Source organism: Roseovarius halotolerans (assembly GCF_900172255.1).
Classification (GTDB): Bacteria; Pseudomonadota; Alphaproteobacteria; order Rhodobacterales; family Rhodobacteraceae; genus Roseovarius; species Roseovarius halotolerans.
In genome coordinates this window covers 201,630-217,565 of the sequence record NZ_FWFU01000004.1, presented here as the reverse complement: position 1 = coordinate 217,565, position 15,936 = coordinate 201,630, and the positions used below count along the sequence as shown (strand labels likewise).

Here is a 15,936-nt window from a genome sequence, read left to right as displayed (position 1 = left end):
AGCGACGGACCAGCCATCTTGAAACATCTACCGACGCGCATAGCGCTCTGCTTTGCCCTGCTATTCCTGCCCATGCCGATCTGGGCCGAGACCATGACCGAGCAGGACGATATCCTGCGCGAGATGGGCATACCCGTCAGTCAGGGCGCCGCGGCGGGCTATGTGCCCGATCAGGTCTGCGCCCAGTGCCACGCCGACAAGGCCGAGAGTTTCGCCGAAATGGGGATGGCGCGCAGTTTCTACAGCCCCTCGCCCGAGAAGGTGATCGAGGATTTCGCGCAAAGCCCCTATTTCCATGAACCGAGCCAGCGTTACTATGAAATGGAGCTGCGCGGCGACGAGTACTGGTTCACGCGCTATGGTCTGGCCTCCGATGGCAGCCGGATCGATGTCTTCTCGGTCAAGGTGGATTGGGTGCTGGGGTCGGGCAACCACTCGCGCATCTATCTCTATCAGACCCCGGATGGCGCGCTGTTTCAGTTGCCGCTGTCCTGGTACACGCAAGAGGGCATCTGGGCGATGGCGCCCGGCTATGAATTTCCCGAGCATGAGGGTGTCATGCGCGCGGTCTCGACCCGCTGCATGGCCTGTCACAACTCCTACGCCGCCTATTCCGAGAACAGCGGCAAGGCCGGACACCCGATGCTGTTCCCCGAGGACCTGCCCGAAGGCATCAGTTGTCAGCGCTGTCACGGCCCCGGCGCCGAGCACGTGAGCAAGGCCTATTCGGGCGAGGCCGACCTCGATGCGCTGCATTCGGCCATCGTCAATCCCGGCAAGCTGGCGCGCGAGGAACTCTACAGCATCTGCTATGGCTGCCACATGCAGCCCACCGCCACCGTCAACGGCCAGCTTCGCCTTGGCCGCGAGGAGTTTTCATTCCGTCCCGGCCAGTCGCTTGGCGATTTCATCGTCAAGATGGATATCGAGGATGCGCAGATCGCCCATGACGACCGCTTCGAGATCAACCACCACCCCTACCGGATGGAGCAAAGTGCCTGTTTCATCGAAAGCGAGGGGCAGCTCGGTTGCCTCTCGTGCCATGATCCCCACGTCAAGATCAAACCCGAGGAACGGGCGGCGCATTACCGTGACGCCTGCCTCGCCTGCCACGAGACGGATGATGCGGGCCTGCCCGAAATGGCCGCCGCAGATGCTGTCCACCCGACGATCAGCGCAAGCGACGACTGCACCGCCTGCCACATGCCGGAACGGCGCACACAGGACGTTGTCGAAGTGACCATGACCGACCACAAGATCGTCCGCGATCCGGGGCCGGAATCCGAACTGCTGGCACCGATCACCAGCCAGAAGGTCGAGGTCGAGCGCATCATGCTGGCCGATCCCGACCAGCCCCTGCCCGAGGGTGAGAAAGCCGCGCTCGCGCTGATGTCGGTGCTGGAATACTCTGCCTTTGCAAGCACCACCGCCGCGCGCGACCTCCATCAGGTGCTGGTGCAGGGCAAGGTCGAGCATTACGAACCCTGGCTCGTGCTGCTTCAATCCTATGTCACGCAACAGAACTTCGCTGCCGCGCGTCAGATCGCCGGAAAGGTCCTGTCCCTCGCGCCCGAGAACCCCAAGGCGGTCACGGCGGTCGCCGTGGTGCTGTATCGCACCGGCGATCCGGCGCAGGCGGTCTCGATCCTGCGCCGCGTTGTCGACAGCCTGCCCGACAATATCGAACCCCGTGTTCACCTGGCGCGGTTCCTGGCGGATCAGGGGCAGGTGCCCGAGGCGCTGGCCCATGCCGAAAAGGTGGTCGAACTACGCCCCAATCACTGGCAAGGCTGGACCCTGCTGGCAAACCTGAAACGGGCGATGGGCGAGAACGAACGCGCCATAGAGGCCTATCTTTCGGCGCTCGACATCCGCCCCGAATCCACCGGCGTGCGGCGTGCCACCATCGAGATGCTGGATGCGGCGGGGCGAAAGGATGACGCCGCCCGGCACCGCACACGCCTCAGCGAATAGGGAAACCGGGCAGCAGGGCGGACCTTCTGCGCGGCGCGGCGCCGGGGAGGGGCCGCGCCCGCGCCGCTCAGGCGGTCCTATTCGGCGGCGCAGCCCATCGGGTTGTTGGGATGCGTTGTCCAGTTGGCGTAATCGTCGCTGACCGTCTTGCCGGTGCGCGGGTCGACCTCGCCCGCGGGCATGCGCTCCATCGTGATGCAGCCTTCGACCGGGCAGACATTGACACAGAGGTTGCAGGCCACGCATTCGGCGTCGATCACCTCGAAGACGCGGTCCTCCGACATGGAAATCGCCTGGTGGCTCGTATCCTCGCAGGCCGCATAGCAGCGACCGCACTTGATGCAGGCATCCTGGTCGATCCGCGCCTTGCTGATGTAGTTCAGGTTCAGATCCTGCCAGTTCACCACATTGGGCACCGCCCGCCCGACCAGTTCGTCGACCGAGGTCATTCCCTTTTCGTCCAGGTATTGCGACAGGCCCGAGATCATCTCCTGCACGATCTTGAACCCATAGGTCATCGCCGCCGTGCACACCTGCACATTGCCCGCGCCGAGGGCCATGAACTCGGCCGCGTCGCGCCATGTGGTGACGCCGCCGATCCCCGAGATCGGCAGTCCCGCCAGATCGGGCGAGCGTGAAATCTCGGCCACCATGTTCAACGCGATGGGTTTCACCGCCGGTCCGCAATAGCCCCCATGCGCGCCCTTGCCGTCGATCATCGGCTCGGGCGAGAACATGTCGAGATCGACCGAGGTGATCGAGTTGATCGTGTTGATCAGGCTGACCGCGTCGGCGCCGCCATCCTTGGCCGCCTGCGCCGGTTTGCGGATATCCGCGATATTGGGCGTCAGTTTCACGATCACCGGCAGGTCAGAATGTTTCTTGCACCATTCGGTGACCTGCTGGACATATTCGGGCACCTGTCCGACGGCGCTGCCCATGCCGCGCTCGCTCATGCCATGTGGACAGCCGAAATTCAGCTCGACACCGTCGCAGCCGGTTTCGATCACGCGCTCGAGGATGGATTTCCACGCATCCTCGTTGACCGGCACCATCAGGCTCGCGATCAGCGCGCGGTCGGGATAGTCGCGCTTGACGCGGGTCATCTCGTCCAAATTGGTCTGAAGCGGGCGGTCGGTGATCAGCTCGATATTGTTGAGCCCCAGAAGCCGCCGATCAGCGCCCCAGATCGCGCCGTAACGCGGCCCGTTCACATTGACGACGGGCGGGCCTTCCTCGCCCAGGGTCTTCCAGACCACACCGCCCCAGCCCGCCTCGAAGGCGCGGCGCACGTTGTATTCCTTGTCCGTCGGCGGTGCCGAAGCCAGCCAGAACGGGTTGGGCGATCTGATACCGATGAAGTTCGTTTCGAGATTGGCCATGTCGCTGATCTCCTTGCGTGCTGGCGCGCTCAGCCCATCAGGCTGGCGTGGATGTCTTCGGCCGCGTCGCGGCCCTCGGCGACGGCGGTCACCGTCAGGTCATCGCCGCCCGTGGCGCAATCGCCCCCGGCCCAGATGCCCTCGCTGCTGGTGCGCCCGGCGCCGGTCACGCGGATCTTGCGCCCCTCGAGCGCGGGCAGGGCGGCGCTGGCATCAAGCGTCTGGCCGATCGCCTTGAACACCTGGTCAGCCGCCAGCCGGAACGTCTGGCCGGTGGGTTTCAGGTTGTCGTCGGTATATTCAAACTCGACCTCGCGCACCGCGCCGTTGCCGTGGATCGCCACGGGTTGCGCGTTGGTGATGATGCGTACGCCCTTGGAGGCCGCCAGGTCCTGTTCGAAGACGCTGGCATTCATCCGCTCGCGACCCCGGCGATAGACCAGGCTCACGTTCAGCGCGCCCAGCAGCTTGGCCTGCACCGCGGCGTCCACCGCCGTCATGCCGCCACCGATCACCACCACGTCGCGCCCGATGGGCAGCGCGGTAAGGTCGCTGGCCTGACGCAGTTCGGCGATGAAATCGACAGCATCGCGAATACCGTCCTTGTCCTCGCCCTCCAGCGACAGCGCATTGACCCCGCCAAGGCCGATGCCAAGGAATACCGCGTCATGATCCCCCGCCACCTCGGCCAGGGTCATGTCGCGGCCCAGCCGCTTGCCGGTCTCGATGCGGATGCCGCCGATCTTGAGCAGCCAGTCCACCTCGCGTTCGGCGAAATCATCCACCGCCTTGTAGGCGGCGATGCCGTATTCATTCAGCCCGCCGGGCTTGTCGCGCCCATCGAAGATCGTCACCTCGTGGCCTTTCATGGCCAGGCGGTGCGCACAGGCCAGGCCCGCAGGACCGGCCCCGACCACGGCGATGCGCTTGCCGGTGGGGGCGGCGCGGGTAAAGGGATGCGTGCCCGCCTCCATCAGCGTGTCGGTGGCATAGCGCTGCAACTGGCCGATCAGCACCGGCTTGCCCTCGGCAGCCTCGCGCACGCAGGCCTCCTCGCACAGGGTTTCCGTGGGGCAGACGCGGGCGCACATGCCGCCAAGGATATTCTGGCTCAGGATCGTTTCGGCTGCCGCCTCGGGCGTGCCGGTGGCGATCTGGCGGATGAACAGCGGGATGTCGATCCCGGTCGGGCAGGCTGTGATGCAGGGCGCGTCATGGCAGAAGTAGCAGCGGTCGGCGGCGACAAGCGCCTCATGCTCGTCCAGACGCGGATGCAGATCACCGAAGTTCTCGTCATAGGCCGGGGCGCTCAGCCGTCCGGCGACGATGCCTGGGGTCAGTGCGGTCTCACTCACGGGGGCCTCCAGAATTTGTCATTGCAGGAATCAGTATTCCACGATTCTATTTTTTATCAAATGGTAAAATTAAGGCGGAAAAATAATCGCAATCCCAAGGCCTTGGCCGCAATGCGGCCATGCGTGCGCCGCTGCGGCGCATTCCGGCATCTGTTTGAAAGCGGGGGCAGAAAGCGGGGTCAGCGCGACTTTTCGTGGTCGAAACGCTGGCGGGCGATGGCCTCGTTGCGCTCGGCCCGCTGCTGGTCGCTGAGCGACGTCTCGACATAATTGAGATGCGCGGTCACCGCGGCGCGCGCGCCCTCAGCGTCGCGGGCCTGAAGGGCAGTGTTGATCGCCCGGTGCTGATCCAGAAGCGCGCCGCGCGTGGTGCGCTGCTTGAACATGACCTGCCGGTTGTAGAACACGCCTTCCTGCAAGAGCTGGAACATCGAGCGCATCATGTGCAGCATCACCACGTTATGGCTCGCCTCGATGATGCCCATGTGGAATTCCGCATCAAGGCGCGACTCGTCCTGCGGGTTGGGCTTTTCGTGGGCGGCTTCCATCTTGTCGAACACCGCCTGGATGACCTGAAGATCGGTATCCGAGGCCAGCCGCGCGGCGCGTTCCGCCGCCAGCCCCTCCAGATCGCGGCGAAAGGCGATATAGTCGAACACCGCCTCGTTATGATCGGCGAACAGCCGGATCAGCGCGGGTGAAAAGGCGTTGCCCAGAACATCGGCCACGAAGATCCCCGCGCCGGCCCGTGTGCTCAAAAGCCCCTTGTCCTGCAATTCGGCCACCGCCTCGCGCAGCGACGGGCGCGACACGCCCAGCCGCTCGGCCAGTTCTCGCTCCGAAGGCAGGCGCTCGCCGGGGCGCAGGATGCCGCGCAGGATCAGCTTCTCGATCTGCCGCGTGACGGCGGTCGACAGCTTTTCGGGGGTCACTCTTTCAAAGGGCATGGCGCGTCCTGCGTGAACTGGTCAGATCATATGACCGCCGCGCAAGCGCGGCAAGCGTGGCATTGGTCAGCTTTCCGACAGGCGCCAGCGCCCGGTCTGGCGCGGCAGGAAGGCCTCGATCGCCGCCGTGGCGACAACCTGGGTATCGCCGCTGGCCGGGTCGACCATGTTCTGCCCGCCCGCGACCGCGCGCACCTCGGCGCGCCCGCGCGGCAGCCCCTCGGCCAACGCTGCGGTATCCAGTGCGCCGGGCTCCTGCACGCCGATCGTCACCTGCACGCGCATCTCGGTGTGATCCAGCCCCAGCGCGCCAAAGATCGGCAGGGTCGAGCGGCGCATCGCGTCCTCGATCGCGCGCCGCGCGGCCTTCTGGTAGTCCATGCCATGCAGGTCGTTGCCCATGCCCATTTCGATGATGATGCGCTGTTCATCCATTGGCCCGCTCCATCTCGAAACTGACGGAAATTGCCGCGTTGGCGATCACCGTGGGCTTGCCCGTGCCCTCCGGACGCACGATATCCAGTCCGCCATGATGCGCGGAGACGCTGACCTGGCCATAGGGAAAGACCCCGGCCACGGCGGCGCAATCCACCTCTTCGGGCGCCTGCACGGCGATCTCCACGTCGATGATCATCGACGCCTTGTCGAAGCCGAACAGCTCGGCCATGTTGATCGAATTGCGCCACAGCGCATCCATGACGGCGCGGGTCGCGGCCTCGGTGTAATCCTGCCGCCTGAGCGATGTGCCAAGGCCGAACTCGGTCAATACGCGGTGCTTTGGCATGGTCAGTACTCCACCCCGATCTGTGCCTTGATCCCCGAACGGAACGGGTGCTTCACGAGTTCCATTTCGGTCACGAGGTCGGCGATCTCGATCAGCTCGTCCTTGGCGTTGCGCCCGGTCAGGACAACATGGGTCATATGCGGCTTCTCCTCGGCAAGGAACTGCACCACCTCGTTGATATCAATGTAATCATAGCGCAGCGCGATGTTGATCTCGTCCAGCAGGACCATCTTGTTGGCTTCGTCGCGGATCAGCTCCTTTGCCTTGTTCCACGCCGCCTGTGCCATCTCGATATCTCGGTCGCGGTCCTGGGTCTCCCAGGTGAATCCCTCGCCCATGGTGTGAAAGGCGCAGATGTCGCTGAACCTCGACATGATCAGGTCGCGCTCGCCGGTGGACATGCCGCCCTTGATGAACTGCACCACGGCGCATCTCATGTCATGGGCGATGCAGCGGAAGATCATCCCGAACCCCGCACTGGATTTGCCCTTGCCCTTGCCGGTATGGACGATGATCAGGCCCTTTTCATCGGTCTTGGTGGCCATGATCTTGTCGCGGGCGGCCTTTTTCTTGGCCATCTTGGCGGCATGGCGGTCGCTGTCATCACTCATCTGGCGCGCGTCTCCCTGATTGGAACAGGGACCAGACATAGGATGCTTCATGGGCGCTTAGCAAGGCATCGCCCCGCAAGAGAAAGGGCCGCGCATCGCCCGCGCGGCCCTTTCCCCCGGATCATGTCGAGCCCTGTGGCTCAGGTGGCGCTCAGCGGCCCGGCAGGGGCGGTGCTGCGCGGCGTGAAATGCTTGCGATTGAGGTGCAGCACCAGTGCGATCATGGCGAACTGCGCCAGGATGGCGATGGCCGTCAGCCCCCAATAGGCCGGGCCGAACTTGGCGATGACACCGGCCGCGACCAGCCCCTTGTTGACGAAGAAATGCATCAGCACCGCAAAGGCCACGCCGGGACAGATCAGCGTATAGGACCCCGCGGATGCCCGCTCGCCGCTGATGAAATTGCGCCAATAGCCCTGCCGCTTGAGCACAAGCAGGCCCAGCGCCAGGAACAGCAGCTCGATGGTGATCAGCCGCGACAGGAAGATCAGCGTCTCGCCCGCGCCGGAATGCACCTCGAAAGCCACATGCAGCCCGTGATCCTGACGCATGAACATGATGCCCAGAACCGTCACGATGGGCACCACCACCATCAGCGTCGGCGCCGATTCTTCGGCAGTGCCGTGATGCAGCATCGAATTCAGCCCGGTGATCGCCGCGAACAGCGTGTAGATGATCGCGGTCACGCCGAAAAACGTGCTCAGCACAAGGCTTGCGCCCACGATCACCGTGTTGGTGCTCATCGCCGCCGGGGCGGAAAGGCCGACGCCGACCATCGCGATCGCAAAGGCGGGCAGAAGCTGCGCAAAGGAGTTGTGGGCGGTCATGTCATAGACGCCCCCCTGGCTCAGCACCCGGCCAAGGAAATGCCCGACCAGCCGCAGCGCCCAGATGCCGATCGCAAGGAAGGCTATCAGCGCCATCGGAAACAGGTATTCCACGATTCCCCACAGCCCCGGCACAAAGACCAGCCCCAGGATAAACCCCACATTGACCGTCATCGCCGCCGCCAGCGGTGCCGCCAGAAGCGTGGTCTCGCCATTGGTGCGGCGCAGCTCGGCATAGGCCTCGCTTTGCTGGAAGCGCCGCAGCGCGCCGATATTCCAGATCAGCAACTTGATGTTGAGAAACGCCATCACGGCGATCCCGATCAGCGCCACCACGATCGCAAGCCTTAGAGCGGTCCCGCCCGAGGCAAGCCCGGCGGCGACATCCTCGAAGATCGGCACGGGGCGGCCCGGATGGGGCAGCCAGAACATCAGATACATGAAAAAGGTCACCGTCAGTCCCCCGGCCCCGAGCGAGGCGAGAAAATACAGGGGCGAATAGCTGTCGGCAGGACGCGAGGCAGGACTGGACATGATGGGACTCCCGATGGTCACGGTCTGGTTGACGGCTTCATAACATTCCGAAACCGGAATATATCTGGGGCAGAGTGTCGCTGCCTGCAAGTGCCGTCGGAAAGGAATTGTTAACCATTGGCAGGGCAGGGTGAGTCATGACCCGATCTCCGCCATATGCCTTGCCCCTGATGCTCGCTTGCCTGCTTCTGGCAGGGTGCAACACGCCCGGCCCCGGCTTTCGCGGGATCGACCCCCAGCGCGTCAGCATCGGCAAGAGCACCTTTGACGTGCGTGTCGATCCACTTGGCGCGCGGGCTCAGGCGATCCGCGTCAATCCCGAATGGGCGCCGCGTCGCCAGTCGGTCGAACAGCGCGCCGTCGCCGCCATCGAACAGGTCAGCGGCTGTCGTGTCGCGCATCTCGACGGGGATCAGGTGGTGCTCGTCGCGCGGCTCGCCTGCGCCAGCGCGCGCGCCCGAAAGGCACCACGGTCCTCGCCGGCGGATGCGTCGCAACCGCTTGAATATGATTGCAAACTCGCGCCTCAGGGCGAGGGGCGCGCCAGAATGACCTGCACGCCGCTCAACTGACCCGCGCGGCGGCGATCCGCGCGCGCGCCGTGTTTGAACGCGGCACCCAAAGCCCCCGCTCTATCGCTTCCTCCAGACGCTCGGCGATCTCGCGCAGGGCGGGGGCGTTATGCTCGGCAATGAAATCGCGGGTGTCGTCATCCTGCAGAAACGCCGCCTCGACCAGATCGAAATGATGGTCGCGCACCGCGCCCGTGGTGGCGGCGAAGGCAAAGAGGTAATCGACCGTCGCCGCGATCTCGAAGGCGCCCTTGTAGCCGTGCCGCTTCACGCCCTCGATCCATTTGGGATTGACCACGCGCGAGCGCACCACCCTGCCGATCTCGTCCTCGAGGCTGCGGATCACGGGGCGCTCGGGGCGCGAATGGTCATTGTGCCAGATCGGTCGCCCGCGTCCCTGAAGCGTTTCGACCGCCGCCGCCGCGCCGCCCTCGAACTGGTAATAGTCGTCGCTGTCCAGGATGTCGTGTTCGCGATTGTCCTGGTTCTGCACGATGGCTTCGGTCTGGCGCAGCCGGGTCTCGAAGCCCTCGCGGTCGGGGCGGCCCTCGTCCTTGGCGCCATACGCATAGCTGCCCCATGTCAGATAGGCCTCGGCCAGGTCCGCCTTGTCGTTCCACAGCCGCTCGTCGATCATCGCCTGCAACCCCGCGCCATAGGCGCCGGGCTTGGCACCGTAGATGCGGGCGCGCGCACCCTCGATGCGCGCGCGGGCGGCGGCGGGGTTGATATCCTCGGGCTCGTCCATTTCCATCACTGCCCGCGCGGCGCTGTCGAATAGCGCGATCAGCTGCGGAAAGGCATCGCGGAAAAAGCCCGAGATGCGCAGGGTCACATCCACACGCGGCCGCGCCAGCACGCCTTCGGGAAGCACCTCGAAACCGGTGACACGGCGGTTGGCGCTGTCCCATCGGGGCTTCACGCCCATCAGCGCCATTGCCTGCGCGATGTCATCGCCCCCGGTGCGCATGTTGGCGGTGCCCCAGGCGGTCAGCAGCATCGTGCGCGGCCAGTCGCCATGCGTCTGCAGGTGCTTTTCGATCAGGAGGTTCGCCGATTTCCACCCCAGCGCCCAGGCGGTCGGAGTCGGTACCGCGCGCGCATCCACGCTGAAGAAATTGCGCCCCGTCGGCAGGGTATCGAGCCGCCCGCGCGTGGGTGCCCCCGAGGGGCCGGGTGGAACGAACCGCCCCGAAAGACCGGTGAGCAGGCCAGCCCCCTCATCGGGGCCGCAGCTGCGCAGCACGGGCAAAACATACGCAACCGCATGGTCCATCACCGCGCGGCTCGCCACCCCCGGCGGGGGTGTCTTGCCCTCGATCATATCGACCGCCAGCGCCTCGAGCCGCTCCACGGTGTCGCCCGCGCTGCGCCACGCGCCGGGTGCAAGCCTGTGCAGCGCATCGGGTCGCGGTCCCTGCCAGGGCGCGGCCATGTCGCAATCGAGCGGATCAAAGCCCAGGCCCAGGTCGTCGGCCAGCGCCCGGATGATCGACGCATCGCGTCCCTTTCCCTGTCCGCGCGGCACCCGCAGGAGGGCGATGGCAAGGTCGCGTTCCTGCCGCCCCCCGGGTGAGACGCCGAACACATGCAGCCCGTCGCGGATCTGCGCCTCCTTGAGTTCGCAAAGATAGGCGTCGAGCTTGGCAAGGTCCGTGGCCTCGTCCTCGCCGCCGAAGCCCACATCCTTGTCCAGGCCGGTGGCCGCGCTCAGGCTCAGGATCTCGCGGCGCAGATGGTCGATGCGGCGCGGATCGACCCCTGCGGCCTCATAATACTCATCCACCAGCGCCTCCAGATCACGCAGCGGGCCATAGGTCTCGGCGCGGGTCAGCGGCGGGGTCAGATGGTCGATGATGACCGCCTGCGCGCGCCGCTTGGCCTGCGTGCCTTCACCGGGATCGTTGACGATGAAGGGATAAAGATGCGGCATCGGCCCAAGCACCGCCTCGGGCCAGCAATCCCGCGACAGCGCCAGCGCCTTGCCCGGCAGCCATTCCAGGTTGCCATGCTTGCCCATATGCACCACCGCCTGCGCACCAAAGCTGCGCCGCAGCCAGATATAGAAGGCCAGATAATTATGCGGCGGCACGAGGTCGGGGGAATGATAGCTGTCGGTCGGGTCGATATTATAGCCCCGCGCCGGTTGCATGCCCACGACCACGTTGCCGAATTCCAGCACCGAAAGCGCAAAAGCCCCGCCTGTCCCGTCCGTGTCCGGCACAAGAAACGGGTCGTCCTCGGGCGCGCCCCAGCGGCTTTCCATCGCCTCGCGCAGATCCCATGACAACTCTGCATATCCCGCGCGGTAATCCGCGAGCGACAGGCGCACGCCGCCCTGCCGTTCGGCGCGGTCGGTCAGCCAGTTGGTCGGCCCCGCCATCACCGCCTGCATCAGCGCATCGCTGTCGGTCGGTGCGCCGCTCACGCGATAGCCGCCTTCCTTCAGAAGGCTCAGCACATGCACCGTGCCCGCTGGCGTATCCAGCCCCACGCCATTGGCCAGCCGCCCGTCCTTGTTGGGATAATTGGCCAGCACCAGCGCGACCCGGCGCGCGCCTTCCTCCGTGGCGCGCAGCTCGGCCCAGTTCTTCGCCAGTTCCGCCACGAATTCCACCCGGTCGCCCTGTGCGCGATAGGCGGCGATCGGGCATTGCGTGGCCTCGTCGAAAAACGCCTCGCCCTTGAAGCTGACAGCCCGGCTCAGAACCCGCCCGTCGACCTCGGGCAGGGCCACGTTCATGGCGATATCGCGCGCCGAAAGACCGCTCAGCCCGGTCGCCCACGCCTCTTCGCCCGATCCCGCCAGCACCACCTGGAAAACCGGCGCGCCATTGGCCGCCTGCATGGTCAGCGGGTTGTCGGGGCCGTCATCGCCATCATGGGGCGATCCCACCGCAAAGGCGGTGCAGTTCAGGATCACCGCGGGCGGCGCGGCATCGAACAGATGTTCGAGCGTCGCCACCGACACCGGGTCCTTCAGCGAGGCCACGAAAACCGGAAGCGGTGCCATGCCCGCGCGCAGCAGCGATTTCACCAGCCGGTTGATCGGATTGAGCCCCGCCCCCTCCAGAAGCGCGCGGTAAAAGATCAGCGGCACCACCGGCGCGCCCTCGCGCCAGGCCGCTTTCGCCGCCGATAGGTCCGCGACCCCTGCACCGGGCCAATAGACCCCGGCGCGCAACAGCGGGCTGGCGGCAGCGGGGCGTTCCCCGCCCTCCAGCATGGCGCGCGCATAGGCCAGGAAATTCGCGGCGTTCTGCGGCCCGCCTTCGACAAGATAGGACCAGAGCGCATCGTAATCCGCATCCCCCACCGTCGAAAGCCCGCGCAGCTCGGCATCGGGCTTGTCGTCACCGGGCAGCAGCGCCAGCTTCACGCCCGCCTCGACGCAACGCGCGGCATATTGCTCGGCGCCGTATTTCCAATAGCCGACACCGCCCAGCACCCGCGCGATCACCAGCTTTGAGCGCGTCGCGCAGGCATCCAGATGCATGTCCACCGACATCGGATGGCGCAGGTAATGCAGGCTGGTCAGGCGCAGCGACGGCGGCGCGTCCATTTCGGCGCGCGCGGCGCTCAGCGCGGCCAGTTCGGTATCGGCGGCCGAGATCACGACCACGTCCGCCGGGGTCTGGCCGGGATCGACAGGTTCAAGCCCGTCGTCGATGGAACCGGGGGTCGCGGCAAGAAGATGCATGTCGCCTGGCCTTTCAGATGGCGCCCGCGGCGCCTGAATCATCCAGCGGCTTTTCCATGAAAACGCTGGTCTCGTTGGGTTGGTAATCGCCGAAAATCCCGCGCCGCTCAAAGCCGTCGCGCTCATAAAGCCGGATGGCATCGTCCAGCCCCTTGCCGGTCTCAAGACGCAGGCAGGGCAGGGCGCGCGCACGCGCCTCGTCCTCGATCTGGCGCAACAGGGCCGCGCCCACGCCCCGGCCCCGCGCATTGGGCGCGGTGAACATCGCCTTGACCTCGCCGTAGCCTTCCATCACCGCCAGCGCCCCGGTGCCCAGCACCGCGCCGCCCTCGCGGGCGGTGAAAAAGGCGATATGCGGCGCCGTCAGCGCCTCGGGCGTCAACCCATAGCAATCCTCGGCGGGAAACAGGTCCAGCATCATCGCGCGGCTGTCCTGCAGCAGGGCGCGCGGGCCGGGCGCGCAGGGATCGTCAGGCGCAACGATCAGCATGGGCTTAACAGCGCTTGCGTGATCGCCGCGCGATCCAGCCCCGCCTGGCCGATCACCACCAGCCGGGTTTCGCGCGGAGCACCGCCGAAGGGGCGGTCGAAATAGCTGTCCACGCGCGGCCCCACCGCCTGAAGCGTCATGCGCATGGGCTTGCCCGTGACGGCAACGAAGCCCTTGAGCCGCAGGATGTCATGCGCGCGGATCACCTCGGCCACCTCCTCGGCAAAGCGCGCCGGATCCCCGATTTCAGGGCGCGTCACCACGAAGGACTCGAATTCGTCATGGTCGTGATCGTGGTGATGGTGATGGTCGCCGTCCCCCTCGTCATCATGGTGATGATGGTGATGGATCTCGTGGCGCGCCGCCATGTCCCCCTCGGCGCCGATGCCCTGGCCCAGCAGAACATCCACCGGCAACGCCCCCATCGTGGCCTTGATGACCTGCACGCCGTCGCGGCTTTCTTCGCGCAGCCTGTCGGTCAGGCTTTCGGCCTCGGTCGCGTCCAGCAGGTCGGCCTTGTTGACGACGATCATGTCGGCGCAGGCCATCTGGTCGGCGAACAGCTCCGACAGGGGCGTTTCATGGTCAAGGTTCTCGTCCAGCGCGCGCTGGGCGTCCACCCTAGCGACGTCATGGGCGAAACGGCCCTCGGCAACGGCCTTGCCATCCACCACCGTGACCACCCCGTCCACCGTGACGCGTGTGGAAATCTCGGGCCAGTTGAACGCCCGCACCAGCGGCTGGGGCAGGGCAAGACCGCTGGTTTCGATCACGATATGATCGGGCGGCGCGTCGCGCTCCAGCAGCTTTTGCAGGGTGGGGATGAAATCCTCGGCCACGGTGCAGCAGATGCAGCCATTGCTCAGTTCCATCACGTCGTCATCGGCGCAGCCCTCGATGCCGCAGCCCTTCAGGATGCCGCCATCGACACCCAGATCGCCGAATTCGTTGATGATCAGCGCGATGCGCTTGCCGTTGGCATGTTCCAGCATGTGCCGGATCAGCGTGGTCTTTCCGGCGCCCAGGAATCCGGTGACGATTGTTGCGGGGATCTTGGCTGGCATCAGGCTGCCTCCTTTCGGGGAATGGCGTTGGGTTGTGCGGTTCGCCCCTTCCGGGGCTTGCCAGCGGCGCGGCCCTGTCCTAGGCGGATCCGGCTTGACCGGATCGGGCAGAGGAGGGCCGGGGGAATGGATCGCATCGTCATATGCTCGACCTGCGAAACGGGCGACGGGGTGCGCGATGGCAGCGGTTTTGCCGAACGGCTGCGCATGGCGCTCGGGGCGGGCACCCTTGTGCAGGAACATCCCTGCCTTTCGATGTGCGCGCAGCCCCTGTCGCTGGCGTTCAGCGCGCCGGGCAAGGCGACATATCTTTTCGCCGGGATCGACCCCGCGCGCGACCTCGATGACACGCTGGCCTTCGCGGCGCTGTATGCCGCGCAGCCCGATGGCTGGATCGAGGATGCCCGCGGCGCAGGGCGGCTGCGCTTCTGCCTCGTGGGGCGGGTGCCTGCATAGGGCCTCATTCGATCACCAGCTCCATCTCGGCGGTGATCGGTTCGCCATCCACGGCCAGTTGCGAATGATCGTTGGCATTGAGCGTCACGCGCAACCGGTGGCGCCCCTTGGGCAGCGCATAAAGCTGCTGCCAGCGCCCGTAGGCGCGCGCCAGCTTGACGCCGTTCAGATAGACATGCGCATGGCCGTGGCCGGGCACATGTGGGCCGTTCACCCCCTCGGGATCAAAGGTGAAATTGCCGGTCACCAGTTCCAGGTTACGGCTTTGCGGCCCGTCGGGATGGATCTTCAGGGCCAGTGTCGGGGCCGGGTCTGCGGCCTCGGTCAGGGCGTCATGGTGATGGGTGTCGCCGCCGTCATGCTGATGCGCCGCGTGATCATGGGCGGCAGTGTCCGCGCCGTGATCATGCCCCTCCAGCTTCGTGCCGGAACTGGCCGCCAGCAAGAAGCCGAAACCGGTGCCGAAGAACAGTCCGATCAGCAGAAAGATAAAGGTTCTGGGCATTCTCGTCGCTCCTTGTCGTGGTCCGGCGACAGGGGCCGCCGGACCGGGCGCGTCTCAGGCCGTGGCTGATTCGCGTTGCCAGAAATACCCGGCCAACAGGCCAAGTATGGACCACGCCGCCAGCCCCGTGCCAAGCGCACGCGCCGCGAACTGCGCCGCGATCTCCGGCGGGACGGGTCCGGCGAAGCTGTCGGGATGCGGCGCGCCGATCACATGCGGCGCCAGCAACAACAGGATCGCCGCGCCCCAGGCTGGCCAGCCCCTGCCAAAGCCGATCAGCGCCAGTCCCGTGGCGCTGGCCGCGACCGTGCCCCACCACCAGACCTGCCGCGCGACAAGATCGGCTGCGGCCACGCCCGGCACCTCGGGTGGCAGAGAAAAGGCCGGGGCGAAATGCAGCGCCACGAAGCCCGCGATGCCCCAGACGATCCCGCGCCGCGCGTCGATCACCGCACCGCGCATCGCGGCAAAACCCATGCATGCCACAAGCATCAGCCCGTAGCCCACATAGATCAGCGCCGAGAACAGGATGCTCAGCCCGTCGCGCACCGGCTCGAACCCCGGCAATTCGGGATGCGCACTGGCGGGCGGGGTGGCGAAATGCGCCAGCTCGCCGCCTTCATAAAGCTCCGCATGCAACAGCACGGGCTGCACGAACACGATCTGCAGCGCGGCGGCAATCAGCCCCGTGCAGAACCCAGCGAACAACGCGCTGGTCAGAATTTTCTGAAACAT

Annotated in this window: 15 protein-coding genes; 3 read left to right on the top strand and 12 right to left on the bottom strand. The window is 65.8% G+C overall.

Features of this window, described 5'->3' with window-relative positions; all coding sequences use genetic code 11:
- The first annotated feature begins 18 nt into the window (after nt 1-18).
- Nucleotides 19-1,974, top strand: a complete 1,956-nt coding sequence (locus ROH8110_RS15840; protein ID WP_139837424.1) for a tetratricopeptide repeat protein — start codon at nt 19-21, stop codon at nt 1,972-1,974.
- Between the two features lie 77 nt (nt 1,975-2,051).
- On the opposite strand, the gene preA is transcribed toward ROH8110_RS15840, so the two are convergent.
- The 7 genes from preA to ROH8110_RS15805 all read right to left on the bottom strand — a co-directional run bounded on the left by preA (nt 2,052) and on the right by ROH8110_RS15805 (nt 8,414).
- A complete protein-coding gene (gene preA, locus ROH8110_RS15835) occupies nt 2,052-3,356 on the bottom strand; it encodes an NAD-dependent dihydropyrimidine dehydrogenase subunit PreA (protein WP_085818726.1) in 1,305 nt (434 codons plus the stop codon).
- Between the two features lie 29 nt (nt 3,357-3,385).
- Nucleotides 3,386-4,711 carry an NAD(P)-dependent oxidoreductase gene (locus ROH8110_RS15830; RefSeq protein ID WP_085818725.1) on the bottom strand — a complete coding sequence of 442 codons (1,326 nt, stop codon included), beginning with the start codon at nt 4,709-4,711 and terminating at the stop codon, nt 3,386-3,388.
- 179 nt (nt 4,712-4,890) lie between these two features.
- Nucleotides 4,891-5,658 carry a FadR/GntR family transcriptional regulator gene (locus tag ROH8110_RS15825; protein ID WP_085818724.1) on the bottom strand — a complete coding sequence of 256 codons (768 nt, stop codon included), beginning with the start codon at nt 5,656-5,658 and terminating at the stop codon, nt 4,891-4,893.
- Between the two features lie 66 nt (nt 5,659-5,724).
- Nucleotides 5,725-6,093 (bottom strand): Lin0512 family protein, encoded by a 369-nt coding sequence (locus ROH8110_RS15820; RefSeq protein WP_085818723.1) that lies wholly within the window; start codon nt 6,091-6,093, stop codon nt 5,725-5,727.
- Nucleotides 6,086-6,442 (bottom strand): Lin0512 family protein, encoded by a 357-nt coding sequence (locus ROH8110_RS15815; protein ID WP_085818722.1) that lies wholly within the window; start codon nt 6,440-6,442, stop codon nt 6,086-6,088. The genes ROH8110_RS15820 and ROH8110_RS15815 overlap by 8 nt, the downstream gene beginning before the upstream one ends.
- 2 nt (nt 6,443-6,444) lie before the next feature.
- On the bottom strand, nt 6,445-7,053 hold the full coding sequence (gene cobO, locus ROH8110_RS15810; protein ID WP_085818721.1) for a cob(I)yrinic acid a,c-diamide adenosyltransferase: 609 nt from the start codon (nt 7,051-7,053) through the stop codon (nt 6,445-6,447).
- 140 nt (nt 7,054-7,193) lie between these two features.
- On the bottom strand, nt 7,194-8,414 hold the full coding sequence (locus ROH8110_RS15805; protein WP_085819051.1) for a TsoY family (seleno)protein: 1,221 nt from the start codon (nt 8,412-8,414) through the stop codon (nt 7,194-7,196).
- A gap of 137 nt (nt 8,415-8,551) precedes the next feature.
- Here ROH8110_RS15805 and ROH8110_RS15800 point away from each other — a divergent pair, with 137 nt between their 5' ends.
- Nucleotides 8,552-8,986 (top strand): hypothetical protein, encoded by a 435-nt coding sequence (locus ROH8110_RS15800; protein WP_176236621.1) that lies wholly within the window; start codon nt 8,552-8,554, stop codon nt 8,984-8,986.
- Here the strand turns inward: ROH8110_RS15800 and cobN are convergent.
- Genes cobN through cobW form a run of 3 tightly spaced genes read right to left on the bottom strand, consistent with a single transcriptional unit; the run spans nt 8,979 to nt 14,240 of the window.
- Nucleotides 8,979-12,686 carry a cobaltochelatase subunit CobN gene (cobN, locus tag ROH8110_RS15795; protein WP_085819050.1) on the bottom strand — a complete coding sequence of 1,236 codons (3,708 nt, stop codon included), beginning with the start codon at nt 12,684-12,686 and terminating at the stop codon, nt 8,979-8,981. The genes ROH8110_RS15800 and cobN overlap by 8 nt on opposite strands.
- Nucleotides 12,687-12,699: 13 nt before the next feature.
- Entirely contained in the window at nt 12,700-13,176 is a 477-nt protein-coding gene (locus ROH8110_RS15790; protein WP_085818720.1) for a GNAT family N-acetyltransferase, read from the bottom strand.
- Nucleotides 13,170-14,240, bottom strand: coding sequence for a cobalamin biosynthesis protein CobW (gene cobW, locus ROH8110_RS15785; protein ID WP_085818719.1), 1,071 nt, complete (start codon nt 14,238-14,240; stop codon nt 13,170-13,172). Before cobW ends, ROH8110_RS15790 begins: the two co-directional genes overlap by 7 nt.
- A gap of 126 nt (nt 14,241-14,366) precedes the next feature.
- Between cobW and ROH8110_RS15780 the strand changes: the two genes are divergently transcribed.
- Nucleotides 14,367-14,696: a DUF1636 family protein gene (locus tag ROH8110_RS15780; RefSeq protein ID WP_085818718.1), complete on the top strand. Its 330-nt coding sequence runs from the start codon at nt 14,367-14,369 to the stop codon at nt 14,694-14,696.
- Between the two features lie 4 nt (nt 14,697-14,700).
- Here the strand turns inward: ROH8110_RS15780 and ROH8110_RS15775 are convergent, their stop codons facing one another.
- Together ROH8110_RS15775 and ROH8110_RS15770 are read right to left on the bottom strand one after the other, a co-directional pair.
- Complete coding sequence (locus ROH8110_RS15775; RefSeq protein WP_085818717.1) at nt 14,701-15,201, bottom strand: hypothetical protein; 501 nt, start codon at nt 15,199-15,201, stop codon at nt 14,701-14,703.
- A 54-nt stretch (nt 15,202-15,255) separates the two neighbouring features.
- Complete coding sequence (locus ROH8110_RS15770; protein WP_085818716.1) at nt 15,256-15,936, bottom strand: CbtA family protein; 681 nt, start codon at nt 15,934-15,936, stop codon at nt 15,256-15,258.

Bases quoted from the DNA above. Each gene is read 5' to 3' on its own strand.
- ROH8110_RS15825 (WP_085818724.1), bottom strand. From the start codon at position 5,658: ATGCCCTTTGAAAGAGTGACCCCCGAAAAGCTGTCGACCGCCGTCACG.
- ROH8110_RS15790 (WP_085818720.1), bottom strand. From the start codon at position 13,176: ATGCTGATCGTTGCGCCTGACGATCCCTGCGCGCCCGGCCCGCGCGCC.
- ROH8110_RS15770 (WP_085818716.1), bottom strand. From the start codon at position 15,936: ATGTTTCAGAAAATTCTGACCAGCGCGTTGTTCGCTGGGTTCTGCACG.
- cobW (WP_085818719.1), bottom strand. From the start codon at position 14,240: ATGCCAGCCAAGATCCCCGCAACAATCGTCACCGGATTCCTGGGCGCC.
- ROH8110_RS15780 (WP_085818718.1), top strand. From the start codon at position 14,367: ATGGATCGCATCGTCATATGCTCGACCTGCGAAACGGGCGACGGGGTG.
- ROH8110_RS15815 (WP_085818722.1), bottom strand. From the start codon at position 6,442: ATGCCAAAGCACCGCGTATTGACCGAGTTCGGCCTTGGCACATCGCTC.
- ROH8110_RS15805 (WP_085819051.1), bottom strand. From the start codon at position 8,414: ATGTCCAGTCCTGCCTCGCGTCCTGCCGACAGCTATTCGCCCCTGTAT.
- ROH8110_RS15800 (WP_176236621.1), top strand. From the start codon at position 8,552: ATGACCCGATCTCCGCCATATGCCTTGCCCCTGATGCTCGCTTGCCTG.
- cobN (WP_085819050.1), bottom strand. From the start codon at position 12,686: ATGCATCTTCTTGCCGCGACCCCCGGTTCCATCGACGACGGGCTTGAA.
- ROH8110_RS15820 (WP_085818723.1), bottom strand. From the start codon at position 6,093: ATGGATGAACAGCGCATCATCATCGAAATGGGCATGGGCAACGACCTG.
- cobO (WP_085818721.1), bottom strand. From the start codon at position 7,053: ATGAGTGATGACAGCGACCGCCATGCCGCCAAGATGGCCAAGAAAAAG.
- preA (WP_085818726.1), bottom strand. From the start codon at position 3,356: ATGGCCAATCTCGAAACGAACTTCATCGGTATCAGATCGCCCAACCCG.
- ROH8110_RS15775 (WP_085818717.1), bottom strand. From the start codon at position 15,201: ATGCCCAGAACCTTTATCTTTCTGCTGATCGGACTGTTCTTCGGCACC.